Genomic DNA, 14,631 nt, shown 5'->3' on the forward strand with positions numbered 1-14,631 from the left:
TCCTCGGCGGGGCCGGGCGGAGGGTGGTGGCGCTACCTGCGGGAGTGTAGGTTGCCCTGCGTGGTTCGCCCATTATGGCCCCGCGTGCTCCCGGCGTCCGCCGGTGTCCTGCTGGCGATCGCCCTGACCAGTTGCATGGTGTCCAGCCGCGCCGAGGGCGCCGGCGGACCGGACCTGGCGGGCGAGGCTTCGACCTTGGCCACCGAGGCGCGCCGGGTCTCGCTGGTGCAGAAGCTCGGCGTCGACGGCCCGGTCCGGACGCTCTACGTGGACCCGAGCGGGCGGTGGACGTGCCAGGACTGCGCCGGCGACGGGGTCGAGTCGAACGGGACACTCAAGCCGGACCAGACGCAGCGGCTGCAGCGGTTGCTCGCCGACCCGGCCCTGGTCGGGGAGACCGACGAGGCTCGCCAGTACAAGCAGGGCTGCATCGACGCGCTGACCTCCACCCTGCTGATTCCGCCGGGGCTGGCCATCTCCTCGCAGGACTGCCCGGGCGAGGAGAAGCCACCGGTGGCGAACAAGATCCTGCTCCTGCTCACCCAGGCCACCCCGGCCGAGTACCAGGGCTGAGCGGTCACACCGGGGGCTAGATTTGCCGCCATGCTCTACCTGGACCGGCCCTCGGTGCCCTGGCGGGGACGGCTCTGGTCACACCTGATCAGCGACGTCTCGTACGCGGAACTGCACGCCTTCGCCGAGGCGCTGGGCGCACCGCGCCGCGGCTTCGACCGGGACCACTACGACCTGCCGGCCGACCGGTTCCCGATGGCGGTCTGGCTCGGCGCCCGGGTGGTCCCCTCTCGCGACCTCGTCCGCCTCCTCCGCGACTCCGGTCTCCGCCGCCCGAAGCACCTCACCCGGCCCGAAGGGCCGCGAGTTCGCGGGTGAGGTTGGCCCGGGCCGGGGCCTCCCAGCGGGCGTGCGGCGTGGGGAGGCGGTAGAGGGCGGGCAGGGCCAGCAGGCTCTCCAGCACCGCCGCCCGGCCCGTGCGGAAGTTCGGGTCGGGGACGTGGGCGTACTCGTGGCGGACCGCGGCGGCGTAGTGGTCGTACCGGTCGGGTGGGGCGGCCAGGATCGCCAGGTCGGCGTCGCAGAGCAGCGCCCCGTCAGGGTCGTCCGGCCGCACCGCGTGCCCGGCGGTGAGCAGCACCAACCGGCGTACCTCGATCACCGCCTCCGTCGGCAGTCCGGCGGCGGCGAGCAGGTCGCCGGCCAGGTCGGCACTGGCCCGCTCGTTGGCGTCCCCGCCGGCCCGGGGGTCGTAGACCGCGTCGTGGCACCAGGCGGCCAGCCGGACCAGCGCCGGCCGGCGAGCCGACCCCGCGTACGCGTCGACCACGTCCAGCACCGCTCGCAGGTGTGTCGTGGTGTGGTACCGCCGGTGCGGCTCCCGCCAGGCGGCCAGCAGCCGGGCCCCGGCCCGTTCCACCCCGGCCGGTTCGGACGCCCCCGCCGCGCGGGCCGCGTCCCGCCACCGCTCGATCAGCTCGTCCACCCGGTGCAGTCTGCCCCACCGCCGCCCAGACCGGAGGATTCACCGGGTGTGGGACGGGTAGTCCCGGCCATGGCCATTGCTCGGGATCGACTACCGTCGTTCATGCGGCGTACCGCCCTGCGCGAAGGGCTGGCCGACGTCGACACGGTGCGCATCGCCGACGCGATGCAGGAGCTGCGAAACAAGGGCAAGGCGACGCTGCACGACCGGGTGCACCGGGTGCGTAAGACGTTCGGGCTGGCCCTCCAGTCCGGGGTGGCCGCCGCGCTGAGCTGGATCATCGCCTACAAGGTCCTGGGCAACCCGCAACCGGTCTTCGCCCCGATCTCCGCGGTCGGCACCCTGGCCGCCTCGGTCGGCCAGCGGTTCCGCCGGACCGTGGAGCTGATCGTCGGGGTGGCGATCGGGGTGGCCATCGGCGACTTTCTGATCTATCTGCTCGGCTCCGGCGCGTGGCAGCTCGGCCTGGTGGTGACCGCGGGGATTCTGCTCTCCATCTTCGCGGGCGCCAGCGTGGCCGTCGTGATCCAGGCCGCGGCCACCGCCGTGCTGATCGTGACGCTCAGCCCGGTCAGCAAGCACCTGGAGATCCCACGCTTCGTGGACGCGGCCGTGGGCGGCTCGGTCGCACTGCTGGTGTCCTCGATTCTGCTTCCGCTCAATCCGCTGAGCGTGATCAACCGGGCCGCCCGGCCGGCGCTGGACCTGCTCGCGGGGCAGCTCGACATCTGTGCGGAGGCGCTGCGTACGAGGGATCGGGGCGCGGCGCAGCGGGCGCTGTTCCGGTTACGGGAGAACAAGACGGAGCTGGCCGAGTTCTCGGAGGCGATCGATGGCGCCAAGGAGACCTCCACCATCTCGCCGGCCCGCTGGCACCGGCGCAACGAGTTGACCCACTACGCCGAAGCGGCCGACCCGATCGACCGGGCGATGCGCAACACCGGCACGCTGATCCGCCGTTCGGTCACCATGATCGAGGACGAGGAACCGGTCCCCGAACCGATGCCCGCCGCCGTCGCCCACCTCGCCGAGTCGGTACGCCTGCTCCGGCACGAGTTCGCCGTCGGTGAGGAGCCGCAGAAGGCCCGCGAGCGGTCGCTGCGCGCGGTCAGCGAGGCCGGCCGGGCGTACGCCGAAGGCGTGGGTTTCTCCGGGAGCGTGGTGATCGCGCAGGTCCGTACCACGGCGAGTGACCTGATGGTGGCCTCCGGGATCGAACAGGAGGAGGCGAACCGGCTGGTCCGGGAGGCGTTCGGCGGGCGGGAGCAGCGGACGGGTGGCGAGGCCGAGCAGAGCGGCGCCCCCAAACCCCCCGTCGCGCCCCCACTCGGCTGACCCCGCCCGTCAAGGTCAGGCCAGGGTGGCGAGGGCGGTGAGGAGGGCGTCCACCTCGGCGGCGGTGGTGCCGAGGCCGAGGCTGGCCCGCAGCGCGGTCGGGGGCAGGTCGCGCCGGCCGCTGCGCGTCGCCGCCTCGGCCAGCAGCCGCCGGGCCAACGGATGGGCGCAGAAGAGACCGTCCCGCACCCCGATCCGGTGCGCGCCGGCCAGCTGGGCGGCGACCTCGGCGGAGTCCCGCCCGGCGACCACGAAGGAGACGATGCCCACCCGGGGCGCGTCCGCCGCGAAGGTGCGCAGCTCCACGACATGCGGCAGGGCGGCGATCCCGTCCCGCAGCCGGGTCAGCAGCGCCCGCTCGCGGGCGTGCAGCGCGTCCCGATCCGCCGCGGCGAGCGCGGTGCAGACCGCCGCGAGAGCCACCGCGCCCAGCAGGTTCGGCGTGCCGGCCTCGTGCCGGGCCGGCCCGGTGGCCCAGTGCACCTCGTGGGTGGCCGCGCCGACGTGGCTGGTCGCCCCGCCGCCCGCCAAGTACGGCGGTGCCGCGTCCAGCCAGTCGCCGCGGCCGACCAGCACGCCGGCGCCGAACGGGGCATACAGCTTGTGGCCGGAGAGCGCCAGGTAGTCCACGTCCAGCGCGGCCAGGTCGACCGGGGCGTGCGGGGCGAGCTGCGCGGCGTCCACCAGGATCCGGGCGTCGTGCCGGCGGGCCACCCGGGCCAGCTCGGCCACCGGCCAGCGTTCCCCGGTCACGTTGCTCGCGCCGGTCACCGCGACCAGCACCGGCAGGCCCGGCCGGCCGTCGGCCACCGCCCCCGATCGGCTCGCGTCCACCCGCCGCAGCTCGCGTAGTGCGGCGTCGAGGGCGCGTACCGCCTCGGCGGGGCTGGCCGGCACGGGCAGCCGGACCGAGCCGCGTGGCCAGGGGAGCAGGTTGGCGTGGTGCTCGCCGGCGAACGTGACCACGGTGGTGCCGGCGGGCAACGCCCGGGCCAGCAGGTTGACCGAGTCGGTGGTGTTCCGGGTGAAGACCACGTGGTCGTCCGGGCGGGCGCCGACGAAGTCGGCCACCGTCTGCCGGGCCCGCTCGTAGGCCAGGGTGCAGCGCCGCGACAGCGCCCCGGCGCCGCGGTGCACGCTCGCGTACCAGGGCAGGAGCTCGGCCACCGCGTCGGCCGCGGCCCGCGCGCACGGCGCGCTGGCGGCGTGATCCAGGTTGATCTCCCCGGGTACGCCGAGCACGGCGAGCGGGTCCGGCCGGGCCGGTGCCGGCGGGCGGGACAGGGTGGGCAGGGTGGGTACGAGGGTGACGGTCATGCCGGAACCTCCCGGGTCCAGGGGACCCCGGGCATGGCTACCGGGACGGGGTCCGCGCTTGCCCAGCACGCGGTTCGGGCTGGGCCCGGTCATCACCCGGGGCACCCCACCGCGAACTCGAACGAGGGTTGCCGGCCAGCAAGCCGGGGCTTGACGCTGGCACTCGTGACCTGCTCGGGAGCATAGCGGGTGCGATGCGGCCGGACCAGAGGGCCGCGGGTGACTACGCTGACGGCATGGCCGACAACCCGCCCGGCGGCGCTCTGCCGCCGCCGCCCGCGCCCGCCGTCCAGCCGCCGGGTTCGTCGGCCCACCACATGCCGCTGCGCCGGCTCGGCTGGCGGCGGATCCTGTTGCTCGCCGTGGTGGTGCTGCTGATCGCCGCCGGCGCGTTCTTCATCCTCTTCACGCTCGGCACCAACCTCGGGGCGGAAGCCCTGCTGGTCGGCGTCGTGGCGGCGATCCTGCCGGTGCCGGTGCTGGTCGCCGCCTTCCTCTGGCTGGACCGGTACGAGCCGGAGCCGCTGAAGTACCTGATCTTCTGCTTCGCCTGGGGCGCCTTCATCGCGACGTCGATCGCGTTGAAGGTCAACGAAGCCTTTGCCGGCCTGTTCAAGCACTGGGGCCTGCCCGCCGCGCTGACCGCCGTGCTGGTCGCCCCGTTCATCGAGGAGCTGACCAAGGCGGCCGCCCCGATCCTGCTGCTGATTTTCCGCCGCCGGGAGTTCTCCGGGATCACCGACGGGTTGGTCTACTGCGGGCTTTCCGCGATCGGCTTCGCCATGGTGGAAAACATCCTCTACCTGGGTGGATACGGCTTCCGCACCGGTGTCCAGGAGTACGGCCCGGCCACCGGCGCGCAACAGGTGATCGCCATCTTCATCGTCCGGATCCTGCTCTTCGGCTTCGCCCACCCGCTGTTCACCTCGATGACCGGGGTCGGGCTGGGCATCGCCGCCCGTACGGCCGACCGGCGGGTACGCATCCTCGCCCCGATCGCGGGCCTGCTGGTCGCGATGATGCTGCACGGCACCTGGAACCTGCTGCCCACGCTGGCCGCCGCCACCGGGCAGCCGGTGATCGCCCTGTACGGCTACATCGGGGTGATGGTGCCGATCTTCTTCGGGATGGTGGGGCTGGCGGTCTGGCTGCGCGCCTGGGAGGGACGACTCACCGAGCGCACCCTGCCGGACTACGTCCGGGCCGGCTGGCTCACCCCGCCGGAGGTGGCGGCCCTGGGCAGCCTCGGACGGCGGCATGCCGCGCGTACCTGGGCCCGACGGGTGGCCGGCGACGGCGGGGTGAGGGCGATGCGGGGCTACCAGTTCGCCGCGACCCGGCTGGCGCTGCTGCGCGACGGGATGCGCCGGGGACTGGACCAGAAGCCGGCCGAGCGGGACCGGACGGCACGGGAGGAGCGGGAACTGCTGGACTCGATCGCCGCGTACCGGTCGTTCTTCGTGGGTCGGGACCCGCAGGCACCGGTCGGTGTCTGGGACGGGCAGCGCTACCACCTGCGCTTCCCGGACGGTTCGCAGCGGGCGGTCGAGGCCCCGGACGAGCCGGTGGTGCCGATCCCGGTGGTGCTGGCCCCGCCGCCCCCGGCGTACCCGGTCGGCTATGGCCCGCCGGGCTGGTACGGCCCGCGCCCTGCCGCGCCCTGGCCGCCCGGCGCCTGACCGCGTGCCGGGCCGGCCGGCGCGGTCAGCTCATCAGGCCGGTGAGGAAGTCGCCGAGGCCCTGGGCGATCATCATCAGGGCCGCTCCGATCGACTTGCACAGCTGTGCCGCGCCATTCGGGCGAAAGGCCATGTAGAAGATCAGGAACCCGACGAATCCCCAGGTCAGTAGCTTTTTGAGCAGTACTGGCATGGTCCCCCTCCCCAGGGCGCTGAGGTGCCTGGGCTTCCCGTCGGGCAGCGGCGCAAACGGCGCCCCGGGGGATGGGCAGCCGCCTACAGGTAGAGGCCGGTCGATCCGGTCGACTCGCTCTCCACCCGTTCGGCGGCGACGGCGTGCACGTCGCGCTCGCGCAGCAGGACGTACGCCCGGCCGTGCAGCTCGACCTCGGAGCGCTCGTCCGGATCGAAGAGCACCCGGTCCCCGGCGACGATGGCGCGAACGTTCGGCCCCACCCCCACCGCGGTCGCCCAGGCCAGCCGCTTGCCCACCGCCGCTGTGGCCGGGATCACGATGCCGGCGGTGGATCGGCGTTCGCCGTCGGCGCCCTCCGTGCGTACGAGCACGCGGTCGTGCAGCAGACGGATCGGCAGGCCGGAGTCGAGGTTCGGGTCGGCGGTCACGCGAAGACGCTACCGCGTACGCCGTGGCCGATCATCGGGGTGGTTCGGCGGGGTGGGACGGGAGCAATTTGTGGCCGAGCCGCCCTAAGGTGGGACGGACGGACTATCCTGTCCCCCGGTCACGGGCGGACCAACTCTGCGGGAGGTGCGCTTGAGCCGCTTCGAGCGGATGCGCGGACGGCTTCGCCGCGCGTACGAGTCCGGCCGGGAGTCGGCACGAGCCCGCCAAATCGATCCCGAGGAGGCGCCGGAGGAGCCCGGCATCGCCTCGCCGTCCGCGCCGGGCCCGACGGCCCCGAGCGAGGTGACCAGGAAGGTCGTGGACCAGCCGGCCGCCGTGCACACGTCCACCATCAGCCGGGACGACGAGGACGTGCCGCACGGGCTGCGGATCGCCGCCGCCTGGTCCTGGCGGTTGATCGTGATCGGCATCGTGACCTGGGGGCTGCTCAGGATCGTCGGCACCATCCGCATCGTGATCATCCCGTTGGCGATCGCGCTGTTGCTCTCGGCGCTGCTCGCCCCGGCGGTCGGCTGGCTGCTCAGGGCCCGCTTCCCGCGGTCGCTGGCGACCGGGGTGGTGCTGGTCGGCGGCCTGGCCACGGTGATCGGCACGCTCACCCTGGTGGTGAACGAGTTCATCCAGGGCGTGCCGGAGCTGAGCGAGAAGTCGTCGCAGGGCGTACGCCAGATCCAGAACTGGCTCAAGACCGGACCGCTGCACGTGTCGGACAACCAGCTCAACCACTACATCGACGAGGCGCAGACCTGGATAACCGGCAACTCCAGGACGTTCACCACCAGCGCCCTCTCCGCCACGGCGACGCTGGCCGAGGTGCTGACCGGCATCGTCCTCGTGCTGTTCGCGACCTTCTTCTTCCTCCGTGACGGCGCCAAGATCTGGCGCTTCCTGGTCCGGCTGCTGCCGGTGGCCGCCCGCTGGAAGGTCGACGACGCCGGCCGGGCCTCCTGGGCGACGCTGGGCGCGTATGTCCGAGCCACCGTGCTGGTCGCCTTCATCGACGCCGTCGGCATCGGCATCTTCCTGGTGATCTTCAATGTCCCGTTCCCGTTCCCGCTGGCCGCGTTGGTGTTCCTGGGGGCGTTCATCCCGATTGTCGGGGCGGCGCTCTCGGGCGGGGTGGCCGTGCTGGTGGCGCTGGTCGACAGCGGCCCGGTGACCGCCCTGATCATCCTGGGTGCGGTGATCGGGGTGCAGCAGCTGGAGGGGCACGTGCTCCAGCCGTTGATCATGGGCCGGGCGGTGGCCATCCACCCGCTCGCCGTGATCATCGGGATCGCCGGCGGGGTGGTCCTCGCCGGTATCACCGGAGCACTGGTCGCGGTGCCGCTGATCGCGGTGCTCAACACCGCGATCCGCCGGCTCGCCGCGCGGACCGTGCCGGACACCCCGCCGGACGCCGTGGTGGTCGCCTCCCAGGCGCCCTGACGTCAGCCCGGCCGCCGTCAGCTCTTGCCGAGCCGCTCCAGCGCGCCCCGGGCCACGTCGGGGCGGGTGGTGTACCAGAACGGGGGCAGCGAGCGCCGCAGGAACGGGCCGTAGCCGCGGGCGGTCTCCAGCCTGGAGTCGAGCACCGCCACCACGCCCCGGTCGCCGGTCGCCCGGATCAGGCGGCCGACGCCCTGGGCCAGCCGGACCGCCGCGATCGGCACGCTGACCGCGGCGAAGCCGGAGCCGCCGCCGGCGTCCACCGCCGCCGCCCGCGCCGCGGCGAGCGGCTCGTCCGGCCGGGGGAACGGCAGCCGGTCGATCACCACGAGCTGGCAGGCGTCACCGGGCACGTCCACCCCCTGCCAGAGCGACATCACCCCGAACAGGCAGCTCTCCCGCTCGTCCCGGAACCGGCGGACCAGCAGCGGCAGCGCCTCCTCACCCTGGAGCAGCACCGGCAGGTCGGTCCGCGCGCGGAGCAGCTCCGCCGCCTGCTGCGCGGCCCGGCGAGAGGAGAAGAGCCCGAGGGTACGCCCGCCGAGCGCCCCGACCAGCGCCAGCAGCTCCTCGCCGGCCGCCTCGGGCAGCCCGGAGACGCTGGGGCGGGGCAGGTGCGCGGCGACGTACAGGATGCCCTGCCGGGCGTAGTCGAACGGCGAGCCGACGTCGAGCGACCGCCAACCGGGCCCCTCGGTGGCCGGCACGGTCCCGACCGCGGCCCGGCTGCCCGCGGTGCTCGCCACCGGTGCGGTGGCGACACCGGGGCGGCCGGCGGCGGCCGCGGTGGCCAGCGCGGCGGCGGCCGGGGACGGCGGGGCGGGCGGCGGCGCGTCCAGCCCCAGCGCCCGGGCGACCGTGTCGAAGCGGCCGCCCAGCGCCAGGGTGGCCGAGGTGGCGACCACCGTACGTTCCTCGTACAGGTGGGTGGCGAGGGTGCCGGCGACGGAGAGCGGCGCGACCACCAGCGCCCGGCGGCTGCCGTTCTCCGGCTTCTCCACCCACGCCACGTCGTGGTCGGCCTCCTCCAGCAGCCGCTGCGCGGTGGTGGAGAGCTCGTCCAGCACCGCCTTGGCCTGCTGCTTGCGGACCGGGTCCGGGTCGTCGGCCTTGATCTCGCCGATCGCCTCCAACGCCGCCCGGGTCGCCGCGTCGAGCAGCGTGCACGCCTCGCGCAGCGCGGGTGGCAGGCCGGCGGTGAGCCGCCCGGCCGGTGCCTCGGCCAACCCCACCGCGAGGGCGTCGCCCGCCTCGGTGAGCCGCTCGGCCACCTCTGGGCGGAGCAGCGGCCGGGCCCGGCGGGCGGACCGGTCGATCAGCTCGGGGACCAGCTCGGCCTGGGCGGCCGAGGAGACGCGGTCGGCCAGCTCGTGCGCCTCGTCGACGACGAGCAGTTTGTGCGGCGGGACGATGTGCCGGCCGGCGAGCATGTCGACGGCGAGCAGGCTGTGATTGGTGACGACGACGTCGGCCTCGCGGGCCCGGGCCCGCGACGCCTCGGCGAAGCACTCCTGCCCGAACGGGCAGCGGGTCGCGCCGACGCACTCCCGGGCCGGCATCGAGGCCGACCGCCAGACCTGATCGTCGACGCCCGGGTCGAGCTCGTCCCGGTCGCCGGTGGCGGTCTCCTCCGCCCAGTCGCGCAACCGCTGCATCTGCTTGCCCAGCCGGCCGGCCTCGCCGAGCCACTTCGTGCCGGGCCGGGGCGCGTCGAAGAGGCTGTCCTCGGGCTCCTCCTCGATCGAGTTGTCCAGCCGGGCCAGGCAGAGGTAGTGGTGGCGGCCCTTCAGCACCGCGAACGTGGGGCGACGGCCGAGCAGCGGCTCCACCGCGTCGGCCAGCCGGGGCAGGTCGTGGTCGACCAGCTGGGACTGCAACGCGAGGGTGGCGGTGGAGACCACCACCGGGCCGTCCACGGTCAGCGCCGGGGCCAGGTAGGCCAGTGACTTGCCGGTGCCCGTGCCCGCCTGGACCAGCAGGTGCTCGCCGGAGGCGACGCTGCGTTCGATCGCCTCGGCCATCTGCTGCTGGCCGGGGCGGGCCGCGCCGCCGGGGACCGCGCCGACCGCCGCGGCTAGCAGGTCGCCGCCGCTGGGCCGGCTGCCCCGGCGCTTCTTTCCGACGGTGGGACCGGTGGCGGTACGGGGCGGGGTCACCGTGCGACCGTACCCGCCGTCGCCGACAGCGGCCCCGCCCATCCGCGTCGTGGCGCGTCCCGGCCGGGTTGCTTCCGGTTACCTGCCGATCGCGTCGCGTGGCCGGAATCGACTAGGGTGCCAGCATGCCGAGCGAAGTGGTCCGCGTGATCTACCGCAAGTACGACGGCAGCGCCCACCGCGACTACCCGGCCCGGCGGCTCGCCGAGGACGACCTCGGCGTGTGGCTCGGCGTACCGGCCGGCACCGAGTCGGTCTACCACGGCCGGCCCTCGGTCGAGCAGATCCCCTTCGTCCTGCTGGTGCCGCGACACGCCTGGTGGACGGGGATGTTCAACCCGCCGCCGCGGACCAGCGAGGTCTACTGCGACATCACCACCCCGGCCCGGTGGGAGGGCGACGGCACGGTCCACCTGATCGACCTCGACCTGGACGTGGTGCGCCGCCGGGAGACCGGCCTCGTCGAGCTGCGCGACGAGGACGAGTTCGCCGTGCACCGGGCGCGCTTCGGCTACCCGGACGACGTGGTCGTCGAGGCGGAGGCCGCCGCCCGGTGGCTCCTCGGCGCGCTCGAGGACGGCACCGAGCCGTTCGCCACGTCGTACCGGAAGTGGCTGGCCCTGGTGGTCTGAGCCGGCTCAGGGGTGCTGCGGCCAGCCGGTTTGTGTCCCGACCGCCGGCAGCCGGGTCACCTTCTCCGGGTTGAGCTGGTTGAAGACGCCGGTGACCCGACCCTCGTGCACGGCGAACGAGGTGACCATGCGGATCAGCCGTCCGTCCCGGTACACGGTCTCCGCCTGCCAGCCCAACGCCCCGTCCACCAGCACGGGCCGGGCCGTCACCTGCCCGGCGTACCGGCGACCCTGGCCGAACAGCCCCAGGATGAAGCGGGCCACCGTTTCGGCGCCGACCACCGGCCGGCGGGCCGCCGGGAAGTGCCCGCCGCTGTCGCCGATCAGCACCACGTCCGGGGCGAGCACCTGGACCAGTCGTTCCAGTTCGCCGGACTCCACGGCGGCAGTGAACGCGGCGAGCACCCGCTGCTGCTCGGCGAGGTCGGCGGTGTGCCTGGGGACATCCGGCGCGGCCACCGCCCGACGGGCCCGGGAGGCGAGCTGCCGGGCCGCGGCGGGGGTGGTGCCGAGCACGTCGGCGATCGTGGCGAACGGTACGGCGAAGACGTCGTGCAGCACGAACGCCACCCGCTGCTCCGGGGTCAGCCGCTCCAGCACCACGAGCAGGGCGGTGCCGAGCTGGTCGGCCCGGACCGCCCGCTCGGCCGGGTCGGGGGCGAAGCCGTCCGCCGCAGGCACCTCGGTCACCACCGGCTCCGGCAGCCACTGGCCGGGATACGCCTCCCGGCGTACCCGGGCGGAGCGGAGCACATCCAGGCAGATCCGCGAGCAGGTGGTGGTCAGCCAGGCCCGCAACTCGCGGATCTCGGCGCGGGCGGCCGGATCGGCGAGCGCGCCCGCGTACCGCAGCCAGGTCTCCTGCACCGCGTCCTCGGCCTCGCTCCGGCTGCCCAGCATCCGGTGCGCGACCGCCGTCAGGTGCCCGCGTTCCGCCTCGAACTCCGCCGCCAGGTCCCCCATGCGCCGCTCCCTTCCCCGGAGCCCACATTCTCCCCACCCCGGGACGCACCGCCGCGCCCCGCCCCGCGCCGTGCGCCCGACAAGATCCGTGCCGATTCACGGAAAGAGTGGTGTCCTGAGCCGTGGAGGCCACTCTTTCCCGGAAAGCGGCCCTCCGCGAGGACTCCCCGACCGGGGTGGTGGGTAAGGATCGGCAGATGAGCGGAGCGGACGCGGTGGTGCGGCCCGAGGGCGGGTCGGTGCGGCAGTTGCTGCGGGTGACGCCGGGGGCGGTGGATCTGGCGGCGATCGATCCCCGGTCCACCCCCGGACTGCCCGCGGCGGCCGGGAGCGGGCAGCGGCGCAGGGCGTGGGCGCTGGAGCAGGTCGAGCTGCTCGGCACGCACCTCGGCCGGCAGCAGGAGATGCTGTACGCGGCGGCGAAGGGTGCCGGCGGCCCGGAGCCGGAGACGCCGACCAGCGCCCCGTCGCAGGCGGGCGCCCACCTGGGCGGCGATCGCCCGCGCCGGGTACTGCTGGTGCTCCAGGCGATGGACTGCGGCGGCAAGGACGGCACGATAAAGCGGGTGGCCGGCGCGATGAACCCGCTCGGCCTGCACATCCGCTCGTTCGGTCCGCCGACCGAGGAGGAGCTGCGGCACGATTTCCTCTGGCGGATCCGGCGCGCCCTGCCGCCGCCCGGATACGTGGGGATCTTCAACCGCTCGCACTACGAGGACGTGCTGGTCGCCCGGGTCGAGTCGCTGGTCGACGAGCCCACCTGGCGGGCCCGCTACGACAGCATCAACGCGTTCGAGCGGGAGCTGACCGCCAACTCGGTCACTCTGGTGAAGGTGATGTTGCACATCTCATTCGCCGAGCAGGGCGAGCGGCTGATGGAGCGGCTGACCGACCCGACGAAACACTGGAAGTACAACCCGAGCGACCTGGACACCCGAGCCCACTGGGGCGACTATCAGGCCGCGTACGCCGAGGCGCTGCGCCGGTGCGACACGGACGCGGCGCCCTGGTACGTGGTGCCGGCGGACCGGAAGTGGTACCGCGACTGGGCGGTGGCCCACCTGCTCCGGGAGGCGTTCGACGCCCTGGATCTGGGGTATCCGCCCGCCGATTTCGACGTCGAGCGGGAGCGTGACCGGTTGCGGAGCGAGGGCGACAGGTTCAAGGTGAACGGCAGGTGAACGAGCGGTAAATCGGGCCTGACCAGGGGTGGGCCGACGGATTCCCGGTTCCGCGGGGTACTTAGCATGCGCAGAGCAGACGTCCAGCGGGGCGACGGCCACCCTTCCACCCACACGACGAGGTCCGTGCTGTGAAGTTTTCCATCCGCCCCACCGAGGGCGCCTTCTACGAGCTCTTCACCAGGTCGGCACAGAACCTGGTGCGGGGTACCGAACTCCTCAACGAGCTGGCCCTGCCCGGGGTCGACGTGCAGTCGGTCAGCGAGCGGCTGACCGAGGTCGAGCACGACAGCGACCAGATCACCCACGAGCTGTTCAAGAAGATCAACTCTACCTTCATCACCCCGTTCGACCGGGAGGACATCTACCGTCTGGGCTCGCTGCTCGACGACGTGATGGACCACCTGGAGGCGGTCGGCAACCTGCTCTACCTGTACGGCCTGACCAAGCTCCCGGCGCTGCCGCGTGAGCTGCACGATCTGGTGACCGTGCTCGACCAGCAGGCCAAGCTGACCGCCGACGCGATGCCGCAGCTGCGGTCGATGAAGAACCTCGAGGACTACTGGATCGAGTGCAACCGCCTCGAGAACGACGGCGACCAGGTCTACCGGATGCTGCTCGTCCGCCTCTTCTCCGGCGAGTACGACGCGCTCACGGTGCTGAAGATGAAGGAGGTGGCCGACGAGCTGGAGGCCGCCTGCGACGCCTTCGAGCACGTGGCGAACACGGTCGAGACCATCGCGGTCAAGGAGTCCTGATCCTGTGAGTCCCGAACTCATCGCCGTGGTGGCGGTGATCGTGGTCGCCATGGCGTTCGACTACACGAACGGCTTCCACGACGCGGCCAACGCGATCGCCACCAGCGTCTCGACTCGCGCGCTGACCCCCCGGGTCGCCCTCGGGCTGGCCGCCGTCGGCAACTTCGTCGGCGCGCACTTCGGCGCCGGGGTGGCCAAGACGGTCGGCGACGGCCTGGTCACCCTGCCCACCGGAGTGGCCAGTCTCGGGGTGGTCTTCGCCGGCGTGCTCGGCGCGATCGCCTGGAACCTGATCACCTGGTACTTCGGCCTGCCGTCGTCCTCCTCGCACGCCCTCTTCGGCGGCCTGGTCGGCGCGACCCTCTTCGCCGCCGACGGCGTCGTGCAGTGGGGCAACATCGTCCAGAAGGTCATCATCCCGATGGTGCTCTCGCCGGTGGTCGGCCTGGTGCTCGGCTTCCTGGTGATGATGGCGATCCTGTGGCTCTTCCGGAAGGGACAGCCGAGCAAGCTCAACCGTGGCTTCCGCTGGGCGCAGACCCTCTCCGCCGCCGCGATGTCCGTGGGCCACGGCATGCAGGACGCCGCGAAGACCATGGGCATCATCGTGCTGGCCCTCTACACCGGTGGCTTCCAGTCCGACAAGACCCACATCCCGCAGTGGGTGTTCTGGACCTCGGCGGCCATGCTGGCGGCCGGCACCTACGCGGGCGGCTGGCGGATCATCCGGACCCTCGGGCGGAAGATCATCGATCTGGGCCCGCCGGAGGGCTTCGCCGCCGAGACGGTCGCCAGCGCGGTGCTCTACTTCAACGCCCTGGTGCTGAAGGCCCCGATCTCCACCACCCACACGATCACCTCGGCGATCATGGGCGTGGGTGCCACCAAGCGGCTCTCCGCCGTGCGCTGGAACGTGGCCGGCAACATCGTGATCGCCTGGATCATCACGTTCCCGGCCGCCGCGGCCATCGCCTGCCTGGCGTACCTGCTGGTCCGCCCGCTGTTCTGAGGCTGACGGCGTGAGGGCTCCCTGCCAGC

General features: G+C 73.3%; 15 protein-coding genes and 1 riboswitch. Of the genes, 9 read left to right on the forward strand and 6 right to left on the reverse strand.

Translation table 11 applies throughout. The features are described 5' to 3' along the window. The first annotated feature begins 84 nt into the window (after positions 1 to 84). Entirely contained in the window at positions 85 to 573 is a 489-nt protein-coding gene (locus ACNAVT_RS25305; protein ID WP_416299720.1) for a hypothetical protein, read from the forward strand. Between the two features lie 30 nt (positions 574 to 603). Beyond that, positions 604 to 891, forward strand: a complete 288-nt coding sequence (locus ACNAVT_RS25310; RefSeq protein ID WP_416299722.1) for a DUF4031 domain-containing protein — start codon at positions 604 to 606, stop codon at positions 889 to 891. Here the strand turns inward: ACNAVT_RS25310 and ACNAVT_RS25315 are convergent. Continuing rightward, the gene (locus ACNAVT_RS25315; RefSeq protein ID WP_416299724.1) at positions 857 to 1,498 is read right to left on the reverse strand and encodes a metal-dependent phosphohydrolase; all 642 of its coding nucleotides are present in this window, start codon (positions 1,496 to 1,498) and stop codon (positions 857 to 859) included. The two genes, ACNAVT_RS25310 and ACNAVT_RS25315, sit on opposite strands and share 35 nt — an antisense overlap. 102 nt (positions 1,499 to 1,600) lie before the next feature. On the opposite strand from ACNAVT_RS25315, the gene ACNAVT_RS25320 reads away from it, so the two are divergent. Next, positions 1,601 to 2,833 carry an FUSC family protein gene (locus ACNAVT_RS25320; protein WP_416299726.1) on the forward strand — a complete coding sequence of 411 codons (1,233 nt, stop codon included), beginning with the start codon at positions 1,601 to 1,603 and terminating at the stop codon, positions 2,831 to 2,833. A gap of 15 nt (positions 2,834 to 2,848) precedes the next feature. On the opposite strand, the gene ACNAVT_RS25325 is transcribed toward ACNAVT_RS25320, so the two are convergent. After that, on the reverse strand, positions 2,849 to 4,150 hold the full coding sequence (locus ACNAVT_RS25325; protein WP_416299727.1) for an aminotransferase class V-fold PLP-dependent enzyme: 1,302 nt from the start codon (positions 4,148 to 4,150) through the stop codon (positions 2,849 to 2,851). 49 nt (positions 4,151 to 4,199) lie between these two features. Then, positions 4,200 to 4,321: riboswitch (SAM riboswitch) on the reverse strand. Between the two features lie 23 nt (positions 4,322 to 4,344). Between ACNAVT_RS25325 and ACNAVT_RS25330 the strand changes: the two genes are divergently transcribed. Then, positions 4,345 to 5,829 carry a PrsW family intramembrane metalloprotease gene (locus ACNAVT_RS25330; protein ID WP_416299728.1) on the forward strand — a complete coding sequence of 495 codons (1,485 nt, stop codon included), beginning with the start codon at positions 4,345 to 4,347 and terminating at the stop codon, positions 5,827 to 5,829. 25 nt (positions 5,830 to 5,854) lie between these two features. On the opposite strand, the gene ACNAVT_RS25335 is transcribed toward ACNAVT_RS25330, so the two are convergent. Together ACNAVT_RS25335 and ACNAVT_RS25340 are read right to left on the reverse strand one after the other, a co-directional pair. After that, positions 5,855 to 6,022, reverse strand: a complete 168-nt coding sequence (locus ACNAVT_RS25335) for a hypothetical protein (protein ID WP_416299730.1) — start codon at positions 6,020 to 6,022, stop codon at positions 5,855 to 5,857. A gap of 83 nt (positions 6,023 to 6,105) precedes the next feature. Further along, complete coding sequence (locus tag ACNAVT_RS25340; protein ID WP_416299732.1) at positions 6,106 to 6,453, reverse strand: GroES family chaperonin; 348 nt, start codon at positions 6,451 to 6,453, stop codon at positions 6,106 to 6,108. A 169-nt stretch (positions 6,454 to 6,622) separates the two neighbouring features. Between ACNAVT_RS25340 and ACNAVT_RS25345 the strand changes: the two genes are divergently transcribed. Continuing rightward, positions 6,623 to 7,903 carry an AI-2E family transporter gene (locus ACNAVT_RS25345; RefSeq protein WP_416299811.1) on the forward strand — a complete coding sequence of 427 codons (1,281 nt, stop codon included), beginning with the start codon at positions 6,623 to 6,625 and terminating at the stop codon, positions 7,901 to 7,903. 17 nt (positions 7,904 to 7,920) lie between these two features. Here ACNAVT_RS25345 and ACNAVT_RS25350 read toward each other — a convergent pair whose 3' ends face one another. Next, the gene (locus ACNAVT_RS25350; RefSeq protein WP_416299734.1) at positions 7,921 to 10,101 is read right to left on the reverse strand and encodes an ATP-dependent DNA helicase; all 2,181 of its coding nucleotides are present in this window, start codon (positions 10,099 to 10,101) and stop codon (positions 7,921 to 7,923) included. Between the two features lie 83 nt (positions 10,102 to 10,184). Between ACNAVT_RS25350 and ACNAVT_RS25355 the strand changes: the two genes are divergently transcribed. Beyond that, the gene (locus ACNAVT_RS25355) at positions 10,185 to 10,691 is read left to right on the forward strand and encodes a DUF402 domain-containing protein (RefSeq protein ID WP_416299735.1); all 507 of its coding nucleotides are present in this window, start codon (positions 10,185 to 10,187) and stop codon (positions 10,689 to 10,691) included. Positions 10,692 to 10,697: 6 nt separating this feature from the next. On the opposite strand, the gene sigJ is transcribed toward ACNAVT_RS25355, so the two are convergent. After that, positions 10,698 to 11,654, reverse strand: coding sequence for an RNA polymerase sigma factor SigJ (gene sigJ, locus ACNAVT_RS25360; protein WP_416299736.1), 957 nt, complete (start codon positions 11,652 to 11,654; stop codon positions 10,698 to 10,700). 197 nt (positions 11,655 to 11,851) lie between these two features. On the opposite strand from sigJ, the gene ACNAVT_RS25365 reads away from it, so the two are divergent. From ACNAVT_RS25365 to ACNAVT_RS25375, 3 genes are all read left to right on the forward strand, one after another. After that, positions 11,852 to 12,835, forward strand: coding sequence for a PPK2 family polyphosphate kinase (locus ACNAVT_RS25365; RefSeq protein WP_416299738.1), 984 nt, complete (start codon positions 11,852 to 11,854; stop codon positions 12,833 to 12,835). A gap of 131 nt (positions 12,836 to 12,966) precedes the next feature. Beyond that, complete coding sequence (locus ACNAVT_RS25370) at positions 12,967 to 13,593, forward strand: DUF47 domain-containing protein (RefSeq protein ID WP_416299740.1); 627 nt, start codon at positions 12,967 to 12,969, stop codon at positions 13,591 to 13,593. 4 nt (positions 13,594 to 13,597) lie between these two features. After that, on the forward strand, positions 13,598 to 14,602 hold the full coding sequence (locus ACNAVT_RS25375) for an inorganic phosphate transporter (RefSeq protein WP_416299742.1): 1,005 nt from the start codon (positions 13,598 to 13,600) through the stop codon (positions 14,600 to 14,602). Positions 14,603 to 14,631: the final 29 nt, after the last annotated feature.

It is taken from the genome of Micromonospora sp. SL4-19 (assembly GCF_047921475.1).
GTDB lineage: Bacteria > Actinomycetota > Actinomycetes > Mycobacteriales > Micromonosporaceae > Micromonospora.

Coding starts and splice junctions, on each gene's coding strand:
- ACNAVT_RS25335 (WP_416299730.1), bottom strand. CDS start 6,022: ATGCCAGTACTGCTCAAAAAGCTACTGACCTGGGGATTCGTCGGGTTC.
- ACNAVT_RS25330 (WP_416299728.1), top strand. CDS start 4,345: ATGCGGCCGGACCAGAGGGCCGCGGGTGACTACGCTGACGGCATGGCC.
- ACNAVT_RS25355 (WP_416299735.1), top strand. CDS start 10,185: ATGCCGAGCGAAGTGGTCCGCGTGATCTACCGCAAGTACGACGGCAGC.
- ACNAVT_RS25325 (WP_416299727.1), bottom strand. CDS start 4,150: ATGACCGTCACCCTCGTACCCACCCTGCCCACCCTGTCCCGCCCGCCG.
- ACNAVT_RS25345 (WP_416299811.1), top strand. CDS start 6,623: ATGCGCGGACGGCTTCGCCGCGCGTACGAGTCCGGCCGGGAGTCGGCA.
- ACNAVT_RS25350 (WP_416299734.1), bottom strand. CDS start 10,101: ATGGGCGGGGCCGCTGTCGGCGACGGCGGGTACGGTCGCACGGTGACC.
- ACNAVT_RS25365 (WP_416299738.1), top strand. CDS start 11,852: ATGAGCGGAGCGGACGCGGTGGTGCGGCCCGAGGGCGGGTCGGTGCGG.
- sigJ (WP_416299736.1), bottom strand. CDS start 11,654: ATGGGGGACCTGGCGGCGGAGTTCGAGGCGGAACGCGGGCACCTGACG.
- ACNAVT_RS25310 (WP_416299722.1), top strand. CDS start 604: ATGCTCTACCTGGACCGGCCCTCGGTGCCCTGGCGGGGACGGCTCTGG.
- ACNAVT_RS25320 (WP_416299726.1), top strand. CDS start 1,601: ATGCGGCGTACCGCCCTGCGCGAAGGGCTGGCCGACGTCGACACGGTG.